The 21239-nt window shown below is 28.9% G+C and carries 17 protein-coding genes; 1 reads left to right on the top strand and 16 read right to left on the bottom strand.

Annotated features, from left to right (window positions below; genetic code table 4):
- Positions 1-2: 2 nt before the first annotated feature.
- Genes G319_RS10195 through G319_RS0103965 form a run of 5 tightly spaced genes read right to left on the bottom strand, consistent with a single transcriptional unit; the run spans position 3 to position 3514 of the window.
- The gene (locus tag G319_RS10195; RefSeq protein ID WP_280123375.1) at positions 3-983 is read right to left on the bottom strand and encodes an HAD-IC family P-type ATPase; all 981 of its coding nucleotides are present in this window, start codon (positions 981-983) and stop codon (positions 3-5) included.
- 11 nt (positions 984-994) lie between these two features.
- Positions 995-1582: a ribosome biogenesis GTP-binding protein YihA/YsxC gene (gene yihA, locus G319_RS0103980; RefSeq protein WP_026389778.1), complete on the bottom strand. Its 588-nt coding sequence runs from the start codon at positions 1580-1582 to the stop codon at positions 995-997.
- An 11-nt stretch (positions 1583-1593) separates the two neighbouring features.
- Positions 1594-2145: a hypothetical protein gene (locus G319_RS0103975; protein WP_026389777.1), complete on the bottom strand. Its 552-nt coding sequence runs from the start codon at positions 2143-2145 to the stop codon at positions 1594-1596.
- Entirely contained in the window at positions 2145-2798 is a 654-nt protein-coding gene (locus tag G319_RS09955; RefSeq protein WP_026389776.1) for a hypothetical protein, read from the bottom strand. Before G319_RS09955 ends, G319_RS0103975 begins: the two co-directional genes overlap by 1 nt.
- A gap of 11 nt (positions 2799-2809) precedes the next feature.
- Positions 2810-3514, bottom strand: coding sequence for a hypothetical protein (locus G319_RS0103965; protein WP_026389775.1), 705 nt, complete (start codon positions 3512-3514; stop codon positions 2810-2812).
- Between the two features lie 90 nt (positions 3515-3604).
- Here G319_RS0103965 and G319_RS09950 point away from each other — a divergent pair, with 90 nt between their 5' ends.
- Positions 3605-4300 carry a hypothetical protein gene (locus tag G319_RS09950; protein ID WP_026389774.1) on the top strand — a complete coding sequence of 232 codons (696 nt, stop codon included), beginning with the start codon at positions 3605-3607 and terminating at the stop codon, positions 4298-4300.
- Between the two features lie 28 nt (positions 4301-4328).
- Here G319_RS09950 and G319_RS09945 read toward each other — a convergent pair whose 3' ends face one another.
- From G319_RS09945 to G319_RS09930, 11 genes are all read right to left on the bottom strand, one after another.
- Positions 4329-6278 (bottom strand): BspA family leucine-rich repeat surface protein, encoded by a 1950-nt coding sequence (locus G319_RS09945; RefSeq protein ID WP_051350892.1) that lies wholly within the window; start codon positions 6276-6278, stop codon positions 4329-4331.
- Positions 6279-6423: 145 nt separating this feature from the next.
- The gene (gene aspS, locus G319_RS0103950; RefSeq protein WP_026389773.1) at positions 6424-8154 is read right to left on the bottom strand and encodes an aspartate--tRNA ligase; all 1731 of its coding nucleotides are present in this window, start codon (positions 8152-8154) and stop codon (positions 6424-6426) included.
- A gap of 2 nt (positions 8155-8156) precedes the next feature.
- Positions 8157-9410, bottom strand: coding sequence for a histidine--tRNA ligase (hisS, locus tag G319_RS0103945; RefSeq protein WP_026389772.1), 1254 nt, complete (start codon positions 9408-9410; stop codon positions 8157-8159).
- A gap of 102 nt (positions 9411-9512) precedes the next feature.
- Complete coding sequence (locus G319_RS0103940) at positions 9513-9821, bottom strand: rhodanese-like domain-containing protein (RefSeq protein ID WP_026389771.1); 309 nt, start codon at positions 9819-9821, stop codon at positions 9513-9515.
- Positions 9821-12130: a RelA/SpoT family protein gene (locus G319_RS0103935; RefSeq protein ID WP_280123374.1), complete on the bottom strand. Its 2310-nt coding sequence runs from the start codon at positions 12128-12130 to the stop codon at positions 9821-9823. The genes G319_RS0103940 and G319_RS0103935 overlap by 1 nt, the downstream gene beginning before the upstream one ends.
- Positions 12131-12202: 72 nt before the next feature.
- Positions 12203-12730: an adenine phosphoribosyltransferase gene (locus tag G319_RS0103930; protein ID WP_280123373.1), complete on the bottom strand. Its 528-nt coding sequence runs from the start codon at positions 12728-12730 to the stop codon at positions 12203-12205.
- Positions 12723-16592: a protein translocase SecDF, variant type gene (locus G319_RS09940; RefSeq protein WP_026389768.1), complete on the bottom strand. Its 3870-nt coding sequence runs from the start codon at positions 16590-16592 to the stop codon at positions 12723-12725. Before G319_RS09940 ends, G319_RS0103930 begins: the two co-directional genes overlap by 8 nt.
- A gap of 124 nt (positions 16593-16716) precedes the next feature.
- Complete coding sequence (locus G319_RS09935) at positions 16717-18330, bottom strand: YitT family ABC transporter (RefSeq protein WP_026389767.1); 1614 nt, start codon at positions 18328-18330, stop codon at positions 16717-16719.
- 66 nt (positions 18331-18396) lie between these two features.
- Complete coding sequence (locus G319_RS0103915; protein WP_026389766.1) at positions 18397-19773, bottom strand: DEAD/DEAH box helicase; 1377 nt, start codon at positions 19771-19773, stop codon at positions 18397-18399.
- A gap of 12 nt (positions 19774-19785) precedes the next feature.
- On the bottom strand, positions 19786-20571 hold the full coding sequence (locus G319_RS0103910) for a Nif3-like dinuclear metal center hexameric protein (protein ID WP_026389765.1): 786 nt from the start codon (positions 20569-20571) through the stop codon (positions 19786-19788).
- The gene (locus tag G319_RS09930; protein WP_026389764.1) at positions 20549-21238 is read right to left on the bottom strand and encodes a tRNA (adenine(22)-N(1))-methyltransferase; all 690 of its coding nucleotides are present in this window, start codon (positions 21236-21238) and stop codon (positions 20549-20551) included. Before G319_RS09930 ends, G319_RS0103910 begins: the two co-directional genes overlap by 23 nt.
- Position 21239 lies beyond the last annotated feature (1 nt).

Here is a 21239-nt window from a genome sequence, read left to right as displayed (position 1 = left end):
ACTTATGCTAATTTCTTAACAATAACATTTTCTTGAGCCATACGCTTTGTTGAAAATGATAATGTAATTGAAACAACAGCTGGTAATGATTCAGGAATAATCCCAATTGCTAATGTAATAGCTACCATTAAGTAGTTTGATCATTCATTTCTTTCACCAGTTAATAACATGGCTGTGAAAATAATAACTCCAACTAAAGCTGCAGCCATTGATATTCAGTAACTAAATTTTGTTAATTTTCTTTCCAATGGAGTTTCAACATCAGCATTTTCATTAACTGTTTTAGCAATTTTACCAATTTCTGTATCTAATCCAGTTTTGATAACAACACCAATTCCACGTCCTGCAGTTGTGAATGTTGACATAAATGCGATATTAATTTTCTCTGCTAAGATTGTAGTTTCTTTAACATCTTTATGAGTCTTTTCAACTGGTAATGATTCACCAGTTAAGATAGATTCATCAATCATAAAGTCAGAAGAATCAATAATTCTTAATTCGGCCGGGACATATTTCCCAGCTTCAAGAACTACGATATCTCCAACAACCAAGTCAGCAGCATCAATTTCTTTTTGATTCCCATCTCTAATTACGATTGCTCGTGGTTTAGACAATGATTTCAAAGCATCAACTGATTTACGAGCTTTAACAGCCTGTACAGTACCTAGAATTGCATCAATGAATACAATTGCAATAATAACAGCAAAGTCAATGAAATCGTGTGCTGTTAAGTTCCCTGCTCCATGAGCAATAATTGGAGCTACTACTGATATAATTGCAGCGGCAATTAAGATAAGTTGTAAAGGTTCAATTAAGGCCAACATAAATGTTACATATCAAGGTCTAACTTTACCGGCTGGTAATTCGTTTTTCCCATTTTTTTCTAATCTGATATCAGCTTCATTTTGAGTTAATCCATTTTTAAGATTTGTTTCTAACTCAGCTTCGATATCTTTAGTTTTTTTCGATTCAAAATTTTCCATATTTCTCCCAATTAGTCTTCTATTAACTTGATGAACTCTTCATAAGTTCCCTCAATGTTAGTTTTGTTTAAGTTTGAAACTTTAATAAATGTATCTGTATCTACAAATGATAATGTTTCTTTAATCATTTTTTCATTTTTAGCAATTTCATTTCTTTTTAACTTATCTAATTTAGTTCCAATCATTAATACTGGAATTTCATTACCCTTTAAAAAGTCATACATATTTCTGTCATCTTGAGTTGGCTTATGACGTAGATCAACTAACATTACAACCCCTCTTAAATTTGGACGATTGATTAGGTAATCTTCCATCATTTGTCCAAATTTAATTTTCATACTTACGTTAATCTTGGCATATCCATAACCTGGAGCATCAACAATTCTAAATGTTCCTTTGTTAATATCAAAAAAGTTTAGTAATCTAGTTTTACCTGGTGTATTAGCAACCTTTGCTAACTTATTTCTATTTGTAATTGAATTAATGAAACTTGATTTACCAACGTTACTTCGTCCAACGAAACAAATTTCGGGCATTTCATCTTCAATTCAACCACTTCTATCAGCTGCTGATTTTATAAATTCTGCTTGTTTAATCATAATTTTATCTCCTATATAAATTCTTTTTCTACTTTTAGTTCATCTAGGAAATCTTTTAACCTTCAGTGGTATTTTAATTTAACCTGACCAATTACTCCATCTTCGGTTTTAAAGTTGATGAAGAAGTTTTTTCTTTTAATATCATTTCTGATATTTGTAATATCTTTAACATCCACAACATCATCAAGGAATGCTAATTTATCATTTTTATTAACAACAATTGCAGCTTTACTTATTTTTAAGATGTAAAGATCAAAGTAAATCGCAAAACCAATAAAGATTAAAGCGGCTATTTCTAAACAAATTGAATATGTCGTCTTATCAGTGGCCATATATAATGCAAAAAATATTGTATTCAATATAAACATTACTGGCATCACTATTAATGTTGAAAGAACGATAACTTTCAGCATTCTTTTATTTTCGTAAATTCTTACTTCTTGTTTTTTAAATAACATTAATTTTCTTATTTTTAAGAATAGATCAATTGTTAAGTAAACATTTAATCCAAATACTACAAACATTAAAATAAATGTAGTTATTGACATATACTTATCCAACATTATTGTTCCCCCTTTTTAGATTTATTGAATCTCAATAATTCATTTAAAACAATTGTTGATTCAGGATGTGATGAGACAACTTGATATATTTCATCTTTTGTATGAATAATATATCCTTTGTAAAAATCTCTTTTGACTGCAATTGGCGCAACATAGGTTTTAATTATTTTTGACAATGGTAGTTGTTCATAACCACTTTGGGTTTCAAACATGATTCTTTTATTAGTTATATAAACAACTCCAAGATAATCTTCTTTCATGATTTTCTTTTTAAAGACTTTATAACTACTTTTCAAAGATATGAAATCATTGTCATCATAATAAGAATCGATTGCATCAATTTCAGGAATTCCTGTTTTATTTAGATTTTTTAAATCTCCACTTTTTTTATCGAGAATATAAGTTTCGGCATTGTCATCAATTAGATATACTTTTTCTCCAACTGGTAACTCTAGTTTTACATTGATTGGTTGTAATAATTGTTCAATGTCAATGCTGTTTTTTTGCAGATTTCACTCTTGATAATATTCTTCACGTAATTGTTTCATTGGTTTGTGGGTTTTTTGGTATTTATAAGCCATAATCCCACTCACTAATAAAACAATCAAGTATATTGCCACAACCGCTGTTAAAACTATATATCCGATGCTCATTTGTCCTCCAATTATTCTTCTTCTAAGTTATCTTGTTCTCAGAAATCAATCAATGTAATTAATCCATTAATTTCATTTAATGTTTGAAATTGTAATAAGACAGTTTCTTTAGATTCATTATTGATTTCGTGTTCAACAACATATAAATCCATTAATACTTCAGTACCATCTCGTAGATCTGCTAATTCTTTTTCTTTTGCTAAAATTTTAACAACTTTTTTAAATTCATCAGAAACTGGTGTTTCATCTGTAATTCTTTCTTGAATGTGAGCATATAACTCATTTACTAAGTTAACTACTAATCCTTTGTACTCAACGATAATAACTTCATCATTGTTTACCAATTCTTTATTAGCAATCTTTTCTTCTAGTTCAATTGCAAATTGCATTAATTTTTCATCTTCTTTTAAATGTTTAGCTAAAGTTAAAGCTAAGAATAAGTAAGATAATAATTTGAAGTGATCAGCATCAACGATTTTTAAAATATTTTCAATTAATCCTTGTGACATTTCATCAAGTTTATTAACTAAACCATTTCATTGTTCTAAGTCTTCAATTTCATTAAATTCATCAATTAAGTTTGTTAAAGCTTTAACATCAATTTTCTCTTGTGCTAACTCTTCTTCTAAGAATTCTAAGTTAGTGATAATTAATCCTAAACTTGGTTCAAAGAAACCTAATTCTACTTCTTCTTGTACATTGTTTTGTTTATCCATAATACACCTCTTTATATTATTAAATTATACCTTATATGACTATCAGTTTTATTTTATATATAATATAAATAATATAAAAAGGAGAAACTTATGATAGAAATCTTCAAACTAAGAGAGTTATCTGAAAAAGATTTAAAACAGCTTAATCATGTTAATCCTTGATGGACTAAAAACTTAAACAAAATAATTAAAAAGAATAAGGTTTGAATTAGTAAATTCAATACAAATCCAAATGATTTCATTCCTTTCGATACCATTGAACAAACAAGTTATGACAAACTTTTTAGAGCGGTAAATAATTACTTAAATTTCTTTAAACCAAAATTAACAAAAATCATAACCGATGATAAGTTATTTAGAAAATTCGACCGTATGTTTACAGATTATATGTCATTGGTAGGTTTTTGTATGGCAATAGATCAAATCATTGAATACTATAATACAATTGATAGCAATGATGTCGATAACAAACATGTAACAGCTATGCAATTGGGTAACAAAACAATTTCAGTTAAATATACACGTTTTAAAAATGAAATATATAAAGTCATCAAGGAAAAAGATATCCTGGATGAAATCTTTGCAAACGAAGTACACAATGATAAACAATTATTTGAATCTAACGTTTTTGTTCATACTTTAATGAAATTTGCAGCAAAGCTAATGAAAGCTGGTAAATTAGAAAAACCCGATTATCTTAAAGTTGTTTACTTATGCTATGTCAACTTAGGATTTAATCAATCATTTAATTTCTTATATAATCAATTCTTATATCAAATAAAATAAAAATTCTCTTGCGAGAATTTTTTTAGTATTATTTTTCTTTTTTGTTAATAATTGCGTATTCATTTGAAACCATGTAAGGATCAACATCACCACTAAATGGAGGTCAATTAGTTTCTTCAAACGCTGATTTATTTGCGAAAAAGTCTGCATTTTCAACTTTACTTACATCTCATCCATTTAGATTTTGGTTAAATGCTTCTGCACCATAAAACATTTGTTCCATATCAGTAACGTTAGAAACGGTTCATCCTGAAATATCTTGATTGAATTGAGTAGTACCACTAAACATTTGAGTCATTTTTGTAACTTTTGATGTGTTTCATCCTGAAATATCTTGGTTGAAAGCTCCATCATTGAATACTCCAGACATATCAACAATATTAGAAGTATTTCACAACCCAACGTTAGAGTCATTCATTTCTTTAGACCCGACAAATATACCATTTAAACTTGTTATATTTTCGGAAATAGATGCAGGAACATGTTTTGCTCCCAATAGTTCAAAAGCTTCACCAGTTTCTAAATCATAACCAACTTGAATAACGATAGGTTGCACATTATTTTCTTCGTCCCAAATAATAACATTACCTTTAGCATCAATATACACAAGATCATTCTCAGCAGCCTCATTAGGAATTTTAACTGTATAAGTTAATTTAACACTACCTATATATTTTGGTGATTTTTTACTCATTGTTCAATCTACTGATACACCAGAAAGTGTATCGTAAGTTGCAGTATCATCAAGTTGACCATCATTTCAAGCGTCTGTAATTATAGCTAAAACATCTTCAGAAATTTGAGGATTTTTAACCTTTATAGCTTCTGCTAAAGTTTCAATAGTTAAATCTTTAAGTTCTCCCAAATCAGTATTAACAATTAATGTATTGATTTCTACTTTAATATAATTTACTGTAATCGATTTAACTTGTACTTCATCATTTCAATATTTTTCTTTAGATGTCAGTGTAGCTTTTATTTTACCAACAACTGAACTTGGTTGGAAAGTGATATTTAGATCTTCTTTAGCTTCTTCAAAAGATTCGTATGCTTCTGGGTTTTTTTCGATAAGTAGATTGATTAAATCATCTTCTTCACTAGTTTCATTAACAACGAAACCTTTTAACTCTTTTAATGCTTGTTTTAAAGTGGTTTTAACAATTATTTCATATTGCCCTTCAAGCTTGAATGAACCTTCAACAGCCTTAACTGTAATTATTCCAGCTTGATCCATATTTCCTTCAACTGTGTAGTCTTTACCGTATTGAGCTCCAGGTTTTAGTCTTGCTGTTTCAGTTGCAATAAGTTCTAAAACTTGTTCTGTAGTTTTAGCGTCTTGGTGTGGTGTTTCAGATGTATCTGATAACACTGGTTCAATATTCATTTCTGAAAGATTAACTCTAACAGCCGGAATAACAGCTCATTCCAATTCCACTTCATTGATTATATTTTCTAATGTAGATTTGATAATTCTTGTTTCTAAATTTAATACTAATTGCTCAGGCTTTAAGATAGGGCTATCATTAAGTTCGATAACTTTTGCAATTATAGCTTCACTCGAAAAATCTTCTTCTTCAAATTCTCCCAGATTACGATTAATAATTAATTTTTGTAAGTCATAAGTTGCCGGAGTTATTTCAGTTCCTCCAATTGTAAGAACTCATTGTAAAGTTACTTCTCCTGTTATTTTTTCATTTGAAGAAGTTACAATTCTTGTTTCTAAATTCACAGACAGCTCTGATGCAATTAAAAGTTTACTTTTATTTAATTCTAAAATTTTAGCAATTGCTTTTTGCTCGTCAAAAGATTCCTCTTCAAAAGTACCTAAATTTGTATTTTTAATTAAATCTTTTAATTCATATTCATCTTGAATATTTTCAGTTTCGTGTTTTGAACTATGCACAGCCAAAACCAATAATGGTGTTGAAGCCAATAGTAATCCTGCTAAACCAGCTCATAATCTATTTTTCTTTTTCATAATTTAAACCTCATTTATACGTTTATATAATAATATTGTATATTCTCATTTTTAAACCAATAAAAAAATCGGGTCCCTTTCAATAATGGAAAGTTTAAGCTATTTTAAGTTTTAAAATAAAAAAATGAGTTTAAAACTCATTTTTTTATACATTTTTAATATTTAAATCTTTTAATTGTTTTTCTTCAACGTAATCCGGTGCATTACTCATTGGATCAATTCCGTTTGAGTTTTTAGGGAATGCAATTACATCTCTGATTGATTCTGTTTGACTTAATAACATAGCAATTCTATCTAAACCAAATGCTAATCCTGCATGATATGGTGCTCCATATTTATAGGCATTCATAAATCATCCGAAGTTAGCACCAACTTGTTCTTGAGTCATTTCAACAGCTGTAAACATTCTTTGTTGGATTTCTGGGTCAGTAATACGTTGTGATCCTCCACCAATTTCAAATCCGTTCATAACAATATCATAAGCGTAAGCCACAGCTTCACCTTTATTAATTTCAAAATCACTTAATGATTCTGCTTTAGGCATAGTGAAGGGGTGGTGTGCTGCCATGTAACGATTTTCTTCTTCACTTCATTCAAATAATGGGAAGTCCACAACTCATAATGGTTTGTAATCATTTGGGTTTGCTAAATCAAATATTTTAGCAACATTGATTCTGATAGCACCCATTGCTTGTGATACATCTTCGTATTTTCCACCATTAACTAATAAAGTACCTTTATCAGTAATGTTAAATTCTTTCAAGATAGCTTCTTTTTCTGCATCACTCATTTGACTAGCGATTGATCCAGATCAAGTTCCATTCTCATATTTGGCAAAACCCACTCCGTTTAAATGGTTTTGTTTTGCTGTTTCATTAATTTCTTCAAGTTGTTTTTTACCCAATAATTCATCAATCATAATCCCACGAACTGAAGCGTTTTCAGCAATATGAGCTTGTAACATTTTAACTTCAGTATTTGCAAAGATTTCATTTAAATCATGAATCCTTAAATCATATCTGATGTCTGGTTTATCAATTCCATACTCTTTAATTGCTTGTTTGTAAGGCATTTTGATAAATGGTTCATCTATTTCAATACCTTTGATTTCTTTTAAGATTTGTTTTAACATATCTTCAACTAAATCCATTACATCATGACCTGTTGCAAAAGCCATTTCTAAGTCTAATTGTGTGAATTCAGGTTGACGATCAATTCTTAAATCTTCATCTCTGAAACATCTAACAATTTGGTAATATCTATCTAATCCAGAAACCATTAATAATTGTTTAAACAATTGTGGTGATTGAGGCAAAGCATAGAATTTATTTTTGTTTAATCTTGATGGTACTAAAAAGTCTCTAGCCCCTTCTGGTGTTGATTTAGCAAAGTATGGTGTTTCTACCTCTAAGAAGTTTTGACCTTCTAGCACACGTCTAATAACACTATTTAATTTAGCTCTAGTAATTAAGTTTTGTTGCATTTCTGGTCTTCTTAAATCTAGGTAACGGTATGTCATTCTTTTATCTTCAAGAGTATCAATGTTATCTTCGATTTGGAATGGTGTTAGTTCAGACTTATTAATTAAAGTAACTGTTGAAACTTGAATTTCAATTTCTCCAGTTGATAAATCAGAGTTCTTTGATTTTCTTTCAATAACTGTCCCTTCAACTTCTAATACGTATTCTGTTTTAATTGATTCCATTAATGAAGCATTTTCTTCTCCAATAATTAATTGAGTGATCCCATATCTATCTCTTAAATCTACGAAGTTCATTGCTCCCATTTTACGGATTTTTTTAACTCATCCTTGTAATAGAACTTTTTGACCAACGTTTGAAATATTTAACTCACCACATGTATGTGTTCTTTTCATTGTTATTCCCCTTTTAATGTTTCTACTAAGTTTTGAACTTCAACTTCAGTTGTTGTTCCTGTTATTTGATTTTTAATTTTGATATTATTTGATTCAAATTCTTGGTCTCCAAGAATTATGATATTTTTAGCTTTAAATTTTTCTGCTTGTTTAAATGCAGATTTCATACTTCTATTCATATAATCAGTATCTACTTTAAAACCATTATTTCTTAAGTCACTGATAATCTTTTGATTTAAGATCATCGCATTAGTTGATAAAGCAATTGTATAAACATCAATTGAATCATCTTCAACTAATGTTATTCCATTTTCTTTTAATGTAATAATGATTCTTTCCATCCCCATAGCAAATCCAGCTGCAGGAGTTGATGGACCATTTAAGTCTTCAACTAAATTATTGTATCTTCCACCAGCTATTAATGTTTGCTGACTTCCTAAATCATTTTCTAAGTATTTTAACTCAAAAATGAATCCTGTGTAATAATCTAATCCACGAACTAATTTAGTATTTAATTCTGTTTTGATTCCAATTGCTTCTAAACCTTTTATTAAAGCTTTGAACTCAACTTCTTCTTGCTCAGATAAGTATAAATTCATATTTGGAGCATCTGTAAATTTATCTCCATCAATTTTACAATCTAGAACTCTTAGAGTGTTTTTTTCGATTCTAACTTTACAATCGTTACATAGGTCAAAGTTAGTTAAGTATTTTTTAAGATCTTCAATATATCTAACTCTGCCTTCTCCAGTTACTAAGAAGTTGATGTCGATTTTCACTTTATCAGCTAAACCAATTTCTTTAACTAATTGGTATGCCAATGCAGCAACTTCAATATCTTGATTGAAACTATTTGGTCCAAACACTTCTACACCAAGTTGGTGGAATTGACGATTACGTCCAATTTGTGGTCTTTCATATCTGAACATTGGACCAATATAGAATGCTTTTAATGGCAAGAATTCAGGAGCGTATAATTTGTTTTCAATTAAGGCCCTAACAGTTGGTGCTGTACCTTCTGGTCTTAAAACAAATTCTCTTCCTTTTTTATCTATTAAGTCATACATTTCTTTTGAAACAACATCACTTGTTTCCCCAACTGATCTAACAAATAATTCTTTAGCCTCAAAAATTGGTGTTCTAATTTCTGAGAAGTTAAATCTTGCTAAAATATTTTTTAATTTAGTTTCTAAGGCATTTCATTCTTTAGCTTCTTGAGCAAATATGTCTTGAGTTCCTCTTGGTTTTTGAATCATATTAATCACGTTCCTTTATATCTAATTAATTATATAACATCCCTTCATACTTGATAAAGGTTTAAAGACAAAAAATAGGAGAAAAACTCCTATTTTATAATATTATTTATTATTATCTTTTGTTAATAGGTAATTACCATACCCACCAACCATATTAACTAGATTTTCTTCATCATAACCATGGTTCACTAATTGTTGAATCATAAAGTTACTTCTTCCACCTGATTGACATGAAATAATGTATTTCTTGTCTTTATCCAATACTGAAATATCTTCAGAAATTACTGAACCTGGAATCAAAGTAGCACCTGGAGCAAACCCTTTTTCTGTTTCGTAAGGTTCACGAATATCAATTAATTCATAACCTTCTTCGACAAGTTTTTGATAATCTTGTCAGTTTGTATTTTTCATTACTTCCCTCTTCTTTTCATTGCTCTATCAACATCAACGATTGAAGGAATAGATTTTAATGATGAAATTATTTGATTTAATTGATCAGAGTTTTTAATTTTAATAGTTAAAACCCCTGAAGCTAATAATGTTTTTTCATCTGTTGAAATATTAGCACTAATTGTTGCCGCTTTTAATGATGTTAATACTTTTGTTACATCATATAAAAGGTTTGGACGATCAGTTGCATAATATTTAATTTTTGTTGTATACATACTTTTTTCAGCAACAGCTGAGTTTCATTGAACAGAAACTAGACGCTCTGCCCCTTCTCCACCAACATTGACACATTCATTAAGGTGAACCTTAATACCATTCCCTTTACTTACATAACCAATAACTGGTTCATAAGGGATTGGCATGCAACATGATGCAAGTGAAGTTTTCAAATTAGTTATTCCATCAATTACAATATCGTTTTTTAAATCTAAATTACTAATAATTTTAGTTTTAATAGATTCAAGTGCTTCATCATCTTTTGTATGATTGTGATCGATGAATACTAATTCAGTTGCTTCAACCACTGAGTATTCACCTTTAGCTTGAGCTAATAGGAAATCTTCAAGATCTTTGAAACCTAATTTTTTAACACTTTCTAAAATTTCAGCATCAGTTTTACGTTTTCAACGTAAATCTTTTTGATTGATGTATGAGTTAATTGTATTTTCAGCTTTTTTAGCAATAGCTTTATTTTCGTCTTTTTTATCTTTAACACTTTCTTCACTCATCTTAGCTGTTAAAAATTTTTTAATTCTATTTTTAGCATTTGATGTAGTCACGATTTTTAATCATTCATGTGTTGGTTCTTGTTTAGAAGAAGTTTTAATTTCTACCACTTGTCCAGATTTAAGTACAGTATTCATTGGAGCAAATACTCCATCAATTCTGGCTCCGATACATTTTTCACCAACTTCAGTGTGAACTCTATAAGCAAAGTCTAAAACAGTTGAACCATATGGTAATGTTTTAACAGCTCCACCTGGAGTTAACACATAAATAGAAGTTGTAAATAAATCTTCTTTTAAGGCCTTTTCAATTTCACCTTTTTTAGGGTTTGGACCTACGTTATCAATTGCTGTTTGACGCTCAATATCTAGAATTCTTTGGAAGATATCAATTTGCTCATCAATTTGTTTTTGACGTTTAGCAATATCAATTACTTCCCCTTCTTTATATCTTCAGTGAGCAGCAGCTCCAGTTTCAGCTACTTCATCCATCTCTTGAGTTCTGATTTGAACTTCAAAAATATTTCCAACTTGATCTGATAAAGTTGTGTGTAGTGATTGATAAACGTTGTTTTTTGGTGTTGCGATATAATCTTTAAATCTTCCAGCAAGTGGAGTGTATTTTTGGTGAATATATCCTAAAACTTTATAACAATCATCAACTGATTTTGTGATAATTCTAACAGCTAATAAATCTGTAATTTCATCGAAGTTTTTACCAAAAACGTTCATTTTTCTGTAAATAGAATAAACAGTTTTATCTCTCCCAAAAATATCTAGAAGTTTAATATGTTTTTCTTTACGTAAATATTGGTCTAAGTTATCAATAATTGTATTAATACTCTTTGTTCTTTCTTCACGTTCGCGATCTAACATATTTTGAATTTTATGATATTCAACTGGGTTTAAAACTTCAAATGATAAATCTTCTAATCAACCCTTGGCGTTTTTCATCCCAATACGGTGTGCAATTGCTGAATAAATTTCTAATGTTTCAGTAGCGATAACAATTTGTTTTCTCTCAGGTAGATTATGAATTGTCAGCATATTATGTAATCTATCTGCAATTTTAATAATCATTACCCTAATATCTTTAGCCATTGATACATAAAGTTTTCTTAGGTACTCTGACTTAAGTTGTTCGCGATTATCTTTCGCGAAGTAGCTTACTTTAGTAACTGATTCAACCAATGTAGCAACTTCTGCTCCAAAGACTTTTTCTAAATCTTCTTCAGTATATGGAGTATCTTCAATAATATCGTGTAATAGACCAGCAATAACTGTCTTAGGACCCATTTTAAGCTGTGCTAAGTAATAACCAGTAGACAATGGGTGGTAAATATATGGATCTCCATTTTTACGCTCTTGTCCTCTATGTTTTTCTTCTGCATAGTTATATGCAAACTCAATTTCTTTAAGTTCTTTCTTGTTGGTAATATAAGTTTTCAACTCGTTTTCTAAATCAGATCATTTTCTGATTTCTACGATATTTAAGGAATTATTGTTACGTTTAACCTTCTTCATCATGTTCATTGACATTGCCATAAATTTCACCTGCTTTGTTAATAATTATAACTTTTTTTAGAGATAAAAAAATAAAGACCGAAGTCTTTATTTTTAATATTTTAAAAGTTTTTGAACTTTGTATTCACTTAATAAAGTTTCATCATGTAAATCGGTTAAGTCAGCTAAGAATGAAATACCTTCAATAGTTCCTTCTTGCATTTCAACTAATTCAATAATCGCTTCAATAGTTCCACCAGTTGCTAGAATATCATCAACAATAACAACTTTATCACCAGGTTTAATATCTCCCTTGTGCATTTGCTGGTGGTTTGTACCATACTCTAAAGTGTATTCAATATCAAACACTTCTCTTGGTAATTTACCAGGTTTTCTTACTAATACAAATCGTGTATTAGTGTTGAAAGCAACTGCTGAAGCCAATAAGAATCCACGAGCTTCAGGAGCCACCACTACAGTAGCACCAATTTCTTTAACAAATTTTGAAATTTCTTCAATTGTATATTTGAATGCATCTGCATCATTTAATAAAGGTGTGATGTCTTTAAAGTTTACGCCAGCTTTTGGGAAATCTTTAACATCGTATATATATTTTTTTAAATCCATTTTTTCCTTAATCATTTATATCTTTAATTATTTGTTCTTCTTCAGACACTTTAATTTTTCTAATAAAACGTTTGTATCCATATTTAGCACTAATTCTTTGACGTTCTAATCAAATTCAGATCGGAACTACAATTGTTATAGTTACAACGCTTGTTGTTACAATTCCAATAACAAGTGTTATACCCATCCCAACAATTGATGGCAATGTTAATGCCATAACAATAGCTACAATTGCATAAATTGATGAAATAAAGACAGTTTTAGTAATTGCAAATTTAGTTACATTTAAGAAAACCTCTTTAGCAAAGTTATTAGTTTTTGATTCTAACTTAATTGCTTTTTTGTTTTTAGCTTTGAAGTCTTTGAACTTTTGTTTTTCAACTTTTCTAAAAATTCTAAATTCATTTCTCAATGATTTCATTTCAACTTTAACTTTTTTATAGTCATCAGATTTTTTATCATCAATATCTTTTAGTTTTACTTTTAGATCATTGATTTTATTAGCGTATTGATTTCTTTCAGAAGAAATAATATCATTAATAGTATTTTTATATTCTTTAATTTCAACAGCTAATTCAATTTCCTTGTTAAAGTACTCATTAATTCTTTCATCTGTTTTTGAAGAAATAATAGATTTTCCTTTTCCTAGAATCAATATAGCTGTAATAACTGCGAAACTCATTACTCCAACTACAGCCGCAATAATTTCAGCTGTTACTGGAACTCTGAAAATAATTACAGAAGCCACTGTGATTGCTGTAATAAATACGAAACCAAGCGCAAGAGCTACATAATATGTTCATTTAAATCTAATTATCATATAAACAAGTAACGCTAATAAGATAATTCCAAACATGATAGCAACTTCTTTGATTTGACCATAGGCTGTGAAAGGAGATTCTGATAATCCTAAAATTCCCCCAGCTGAAGTTGGTGTTTGTTTACCATTATCTGCAATTCTTCTCATTCAAGCCTTGAATGTCCCAAATTCTACAGATGAGGTTGTTTGGATAGAAACATAAGGTACGTCACTCAATTTATCTAGTGATATCCCTGTTTGTTTGAAGTCAGGTCCATATTTAATTTGAACGTTTGCTAATTTACCTACAGATTCTTTATAGTTAACAAAGTCTGTTAAGTGATTATTGAAGATAATGAACTCATAGAAGTCAGCAACAACGCTAGCTTTTCATTCATTTCTTGCTTCAAGATATTGATCACCTTGTAATTCTTCAGGACGATTAATATTCATAATCCCTTGATCTTTTAATTTCTGAATATTCTTTTGATCTGAATTAGCTTTTAAATCAATTATCTCTTGAACAAGTTTTGAATTTGGATCAAATACTCATTCTTGAATTTGACCGTTGTTTGATAAGCTTTCATATGTATCATCAATTGTTGAACCATAAAGAACAAATTTATTCCCTTTACCAAAACTTGATGTTAAGTTAGGTCCAGCTGTGAATCCCACGATTGCTCCAATAGCGATCATAAATACACCAATAACAGCCATGATTTTACCTGTTTTAAAAACTTTTCTTTCAAGTTTAATCATTTCATTAACTTGGATCTCTTCAGGATTATCATTTGCTAATTTAACTTCATAATAATTCTTATTGAAGTTGTTTTGGTCTTTTCTAGAATTGATTAATTTATTTAATGACTTAAATTTTGTTTCTTTAAGTGATTTGTTTTGTTTTTCAAACTTAGCAATTTTAGCTTCCGCTTTCTTGATGAATGCAGCATTTTTCTTAGCAATAATATCTCTCTCTTTTTGTGAATAATGAGAAACTTTATCTTTTATTTTCTTAATTTTAATTAATTGTTCTGAAGATAATGAATCTTTAGAAGTTAATTTTTCTAATTTACTTTCATAATGTTTTTTAAAGAAATCATTAAAGAAAGTTGATTTAATTTTTTGAGAAGTATCAATTGGTAATAATCAATCATATTTTTTAAATCATTTAGTATTAATAACGATTCTTGACATGAATCTTAAAACAATTATTCCAAACACTAATGCAAACATTACCCCAAGTGATGTGATAGTTGCGAAGTTTTTCAATGCTCCAGAACCAATTCAGAATAAAGCGACATTTGGTATCAAAGTAACTAAAGCTGCATCAATTCCTAATCATAAAGTTTCTTTACCAGCAATCTTGAATGATGATTCAATTGAGTGCTTATCTTTATAAATGTTTTTCTTAATTGATTCAAAGTATATGAAGCTTGCATCAAGCACTAATCCAACAACAATTATTAATGATGTTATGATTTCAGGCCCAATTGCCAATGTGAATCAAACTGGTACTAATAATGTTAAGGATGCTGCCAGGAAAGCTAGTATTGAAGCAAATAGCCCTAATAAACGATATGCAAAGATCAAGTATCCCATGATTGCTAATGCAATAATAATTAAGAATACAACACTCACAATAAACATTACTGCTGTAATATCCATATCAAATTCACTAACTGATAATACTTTGAATGTAATACCTAAAGTTGTTTGAAGAATTGTTGCTTCAGTTTTCTTAGATTTAGTATAAGTTTCACTTCTTACCATTAATCTGTTTGCATCTGTATCGATATAAGCTTTTGAGTTTACATTAGTTGCTGGATTAATTGTTTCAGTTAATAAGATGTAATCATCGAAAACTTTTTCATCAAAGTATTGGTTAACTTTAGAACCAGCTTTAATATCTTTGAATAAAGCTTTACCTAATAAATTAGATGTCAATACTTTGAAAGCTTCTCTAATGTTCCCCATATCACGAGAAGGTTTATTTAATTTAGCATCAACTTTTAAATTATCGTAGTATTTACCTTTTTTACCATCTTTAATCATGAAGTCTTCAGCAATTGAGTTTGGATCATAAATGTATTTACCAATATTTGTATTTAAGAATTTAAATGATTTATTTGTATTAATTTTTCCATTTTCATATTGGAATAAAACACTTTTTAATGATTGTTCACTTTTGATTTTTGTTTGATCCATTAATGAAACAACATTTTCAACTTGTAAACCAGTTGTTCCTGTAGTAATGTAAGTTCCACCAAAAAAATCATCTAATACATTTTGTTCTTTAGTAGATAACTTGTTGTAAGCTGTTTGTAATGGTGAAATTAAACCATTTCAATAAGCACTAACATAATCATCCATTTCATCTTCAGTAGTTCCTAGATTATAATAACCTCTTAGATTATTTAATAAAGTTTCGATACTTGTGATCATGTTAAGAACAGGTGTTTGTTCTGTTTCAGAAGCTGCAACAATTTTAGATAAGTATTCAGTTTCACTAATATCAAAATTTAAGAACGGTTGGTTTGATGTTCCAACCTTAACTGCTTCAGCTTTAACATTTCCAACGATTTCAGAAATCTTAACTTTATCAGTCACATTCCCTTCACCATCTAAAACTGTTTTATCAATTTTTTTCATGATAGTTGAATCAAATAAAACATCTTCGAATGCGCTATTTAAAATTACAAGACCACCATTTTGTTCAATAGCATCAACAAAGAAATTTTCATTGTTTGAGTAAGCATCTTTTGATGCTCTTACAGTTAAACGACTGTTACCTGTTTTTGTAACCTCGATTGTGTTATCTGAAAAAGGTGATAGTTTTTTTTCTAGAGCTCTAGCACCTTCATCAGAATCACCGTTTGGTAGGTTTTCATTATCATCTTGTTCTTTAGTGTTATTATAAACCCCAACAAGAGCTTCATATCCACCGTTAAAACGTGATCCTAATTTATTATCATTTATTGCCCCTCCAAGTGAGAAAACAATACCAATTATTAATGAGGCGATAATCATAAACATTATAAAAATATGAACTATCTTTTTGTTAGAATTTTTTTTATTCATAATATCCCCTTTCCCATTAATAAAATAAGAAAAGCCAACATTTAAAATGTCAGCCAATATTTCATTATTATTTCTTTAACCAAAATAATAAATCATAATTCAATTATACAATATTTTGTACTAATTATTTTTTATCATTTTTGATTTTTTTAAATTCTTTGTTTTTCTTTTTAACAGTTTTAATAACTGCATCGTGTTCAATTTTTTTCATTAATTTTTTATTTTCAACTACTTTGGCATTGATAGCTTCTTTACGTCTTTCATCTTTCAATTCAAATGTAAATGGCCCTTCAACTTTTTTAGTTGGAACAACACTTATGTTCATATGTTCATCTAAGTTTTTAATACCAGCTTCTAGTTCTTTTCAATTAATAACAGTCATAGTTACCATTAATACTTTTTTATTGGTTACATCTAAACCTTTTTTAGAAGTTTGAGCCTCTCAAACAAAAACGTTATTTCTGTATCCAGATTCAAATAAGAATGTTTCAACTTCTGATGCATTAGTTGTAGTAATCATCATTGTTCTAATTTTGTGTTTCGGATAAACAAAGTCGATCATCAATGCTTGTGTGATAACTAAAATTAATGAAGCGAATAAACTTGGTCCTAAGATGTATTTAAAACGGATTAAATTCTTCATTTCAGATGTATAACCTTTAAATGAATCATCAATCGCAACTTCTCTAATGATAGCTTGATATAAGTTTCCATTAGCTTCATTTGAACCTAATTTGAATTCAATTTGTGAATTTGTAATTGAAATAGAATTTTCTAACCAATCTCCGATCATTAAATTATTTCCGTTTGCTTCAACATACACACCTTTATTAGCTTCCAATCATGCCGATAAATCAGATCCATATCCGTTTCCAGAACCTAAAACCTGAATTAGTTCATTATTAAATCCATTCTTATGGAAACCATAAGATGCATTAAGAACACTATATCTAATACTTTCATCAAACTGGTCCGGAGTTAATAAGATTGTATTTAAAATAATTACAGCAATCATAATACAAAAGTTAATCTTCATATTAACTTTACCAATGTTTTTATTTTTTGTTTTTGAATAGTAAACTGAGATAAAATCAGTCCCTGCTGTTGATGAACCAACTTTATAAACTTGTCCATATGATCAACCTAAAACAATACCACCAAATGCTGCAAATATGAATAATCATAATGTGCTTCCCCATTGTCCTGGAATAGCTGCAATTAATTGGTAATCAATAATAACATGTCAGTCATTTGGATTAATAACTGGTATTCTAGTAATTATTTGGTCAAAACCAATACTTAATAAAATATAAAGGGTAGTGGTTAGTGAAAATTTAATCCCGAGCTTTCAAATACCAAAAGCAATAAAGGGTAGATTAAATAAGAAGTAGAACACAAAGTATAAACTAGCTTGTGCTGCTGCATCTTTTCCAACAATAACAGCTACGAATCTAGTAATTGAACCCAAACCACCCGGGAATAGTCCAACTCTACCAGTTGCTGAAATAAAGTAGTCAAATGCAATTGTAGTTCCAAAAGCACTTAAGGCAATGATCATTAAATCATGTCAAAAAGTCTTTTTAAAATAAATTTGTCTCTCTAATTTCTTTTCACACTTACTTATTAAATCATTGTAAGTTTTATCGTATTTAGGAGAACTTTTAACAATCTCCAGTTCTTCAGGTGAAAGGGAAACAGTCTCTTGACCATCAGATGATTTGAATTTAATCTTTTTCATTATTTTCCCCTTTTTAACTATATAAATAATATAACAAAAAAAGAGATTAACAACCCCTTTTTGGTGTTAATCTCCGAAAATTTCTTCTCTACGTTTTTTGTATTTTTCTTTTTTGATTTTATTAATGTTTTGTTTAATATGATCACGTTTACGCTTTTGTTTAATTTTATCCAATTCACGTTTACGTTTTTGCTTATATCCTGGTTTTACTTTTTGGTTTTTATATTTGGCAATAACTGTTTGAGATTCAACATCTAAGTTTTGTTGGTTCTTTTTAACGGTTCTAGCAGCACGTTTTTTAACGTCAACTAACTCTCCATCAACCATTCTTTGAACTTCGAATTCAATTCCTTTTTTACCAAGTTCTTCAATTAAACTTTGGTTTTTAACATTTAGTAAAACATAACTGATTCCTGTCATTTTTGAACGACCAGTTCTACCAGCTCTATGGATGTAGTAACTTAAATCAGTTGGCAAATCAATAGACACAACGTGTGATACACCTTGAATATCAACCCCACGAGCAGCGACGTCAGTTGCTACTACAAATTTAAAGTCATTATTCTTAATTTTTTTAAGCATATTCATACGAGTTCTTGGTTGTAAATCACCATGTAATTCTCCAACTTCAGTTACTCCTGCATTTCTTAAAATTTTAACAATTCTTGAAACATCTTCTTTTTTGTTTACAAATAATAAACATAAGTATGGATTAATTGAAGTAGCTACCTTTTTAATAACTTCTTCTAACTCTCTGTTTTTTGTATCGATTAAAATATGTTGAATATTTTTATTTGATGGTTTTGATTCTGAGTCATCAATAAAAATAGAATCTCTTAGATATTTTTTAACAAATGGTCTAAGTGTTTCATGAATTGTTGCTGAGAATAATGAAATAACAGCATCTTGTTTAGCTTTTGAAATAATTAAATCGACATCTTCGATGAAACCTAAATCAAAAATCATATCACATTCATCAACAACGATATAATCAGCTGTTGTTACACGTAGGTGATTTGCTTCATATAATTCTCTTACTCTTGTTGGAGTACCAACAACGATCATTGGTTGAGTTTTTTCTAACTTATCAATTGATTTCTCAATGTCTTCTCCCCCGATGAATAAACTTGCAGTAATTCTTGGCTCATTTTTTTGGAAATCTTTAATATTATCAAAAATTTGTTTTGCCAATTCTCTTGTTGGGGCAATAATTAATGCTTGTACCCTTCTCTTTTCAAATGGTACATTAACATCTAAATTATTAATGATTGGTAATAAGAAACTGTGTGTCTTACCTGTCCCTGTGTGGGCCAATGCTACCACGTTCCTGTGTTTTTTAATTAAAGGTATAACTTTTTCTTGAACTGATGTAGGAGTAACAAAATTAATATCATGTAGTGTGTCATTTATAAATTTTTTAAATCCAAAACTTGAAAATTCCATATCTTCTTCCTCCTATATTTCTCTATATGCATTTGTAATATCAAATGCTCTTATTTTTAATTTATCTTTAAAGTTATTTTCTAACTTATTTTTTATGTCATTAATGAAGTAGTTTTCCATGTAGTGTCCTACAGATATTAAATCTACATTATTGTCATTTGCATATATTCATTCATTCCATTTAACTTCACCTGTTAAAAACACAACATCTTGCATTTTGTTTTCTACCATTGTAGAAGCTCCAGATCCAGTTGTAATATAAAATTCTTGAATTTGATTTTTCAGTTCAATATTCTTAGAATATTGAACAAACTCACTTTTAAAAACTTCTTTCATTTTATGGATGAAATCATTTAAAGTGATTTTTTTGTCGATAGTGATTTTAGTTGATTCTTTATCTAAACCGAATTTTTTATACTTTTTGATCGAAATAACTTTTGATAATTCTTCTATCAAAGTTTGATTTATTGAAGCATCATAGTTTGTATGTATAGAATATATAACTATATCATTTTGTTTAATCAATTTAAGCATTGCATTTTTTGCTGGATTTTTTCTTTCATTTTGCAATTCTCTAAAAACAAAAGGGTGTCTAGTAATAATCAATTGAGCATTATGTTTTATTGCTTCATCCAAGGCTTCACTAGTTAAATCCAAACAAACAAAAATGTTTTCAACATCTCTATTGATATCGATGTTTTTATTCGATGTTTGTTGTAACCCAACCATATCTCACTCGCTAGCTAATTTAGGGTTGAATTTTTTATCAAGATATTTAATTATTTTTATTAATTCCATTCTCAAGATATCTCCCTATAATTTCAGAAACTTTTATCATTTCTGATCTTCTATTTTCATCATTTGTTATTTTTGAAATGATGTTGTCAAATTTCGCTTTTTCAGAAATTAAGAATCTTCCATATGTTTCGTTATTGGCTAAGAATTTATAATCTCCAAGTCTCATAAAATCATCTGATACTTGTTCAAATTTCTTATTTTTATTAATTTTGATTAATCAATAGTGTTTATCGTAGTCATCAAAAAAGTCTTCCAGCTCAATATTGTAGTCTTTTTCTTTAACTCAATCTCTTAAAGCTCATAAATCAGTGTTTGAACAAATTATATAACCCTTGATTTTGTCATTGTCATTTTCAAGAATTGACAAAATTGTTTGAGTTCCAAGTCCTGAAATAGTTACATAATCAATTTCTTTAACTTCATCACTTAATGAAAATTCTAACCCATTTGAAAGTACTGGAGTTATGTTGTTTGAAAAGCCATATTTCTTGATATTAGCCATTGCACTTTGTAATGGCTTTTCATTAACATCGACTGCATAAACAAACTTAGCTTTTCTCTTGTCAATAATTGATATCGGTAAATAAGCATGATCTGTTCCAATGTCAGCCACTGTTTGAACACCTTCAATTAAATTTAACACTTGTTCTAATCTTTTAGTAAGCATC

Source organism: Tullyiplasma multilocale ATCC 49900, assembly GCF_000483165.1.
GTDB classification, from domain to species: Bacteria; Bacillota_I; Bacilli_A; order Mycoplasmatales; family Mycoplasmataceae; genus Tullyiplasma; species Tullyiplasma multilocale.
The sequence above is the reverse complement of the archived record's forward strand: the minus strand, read 5'-3'. Positions and strand labels throughout refer to the sequence as shown.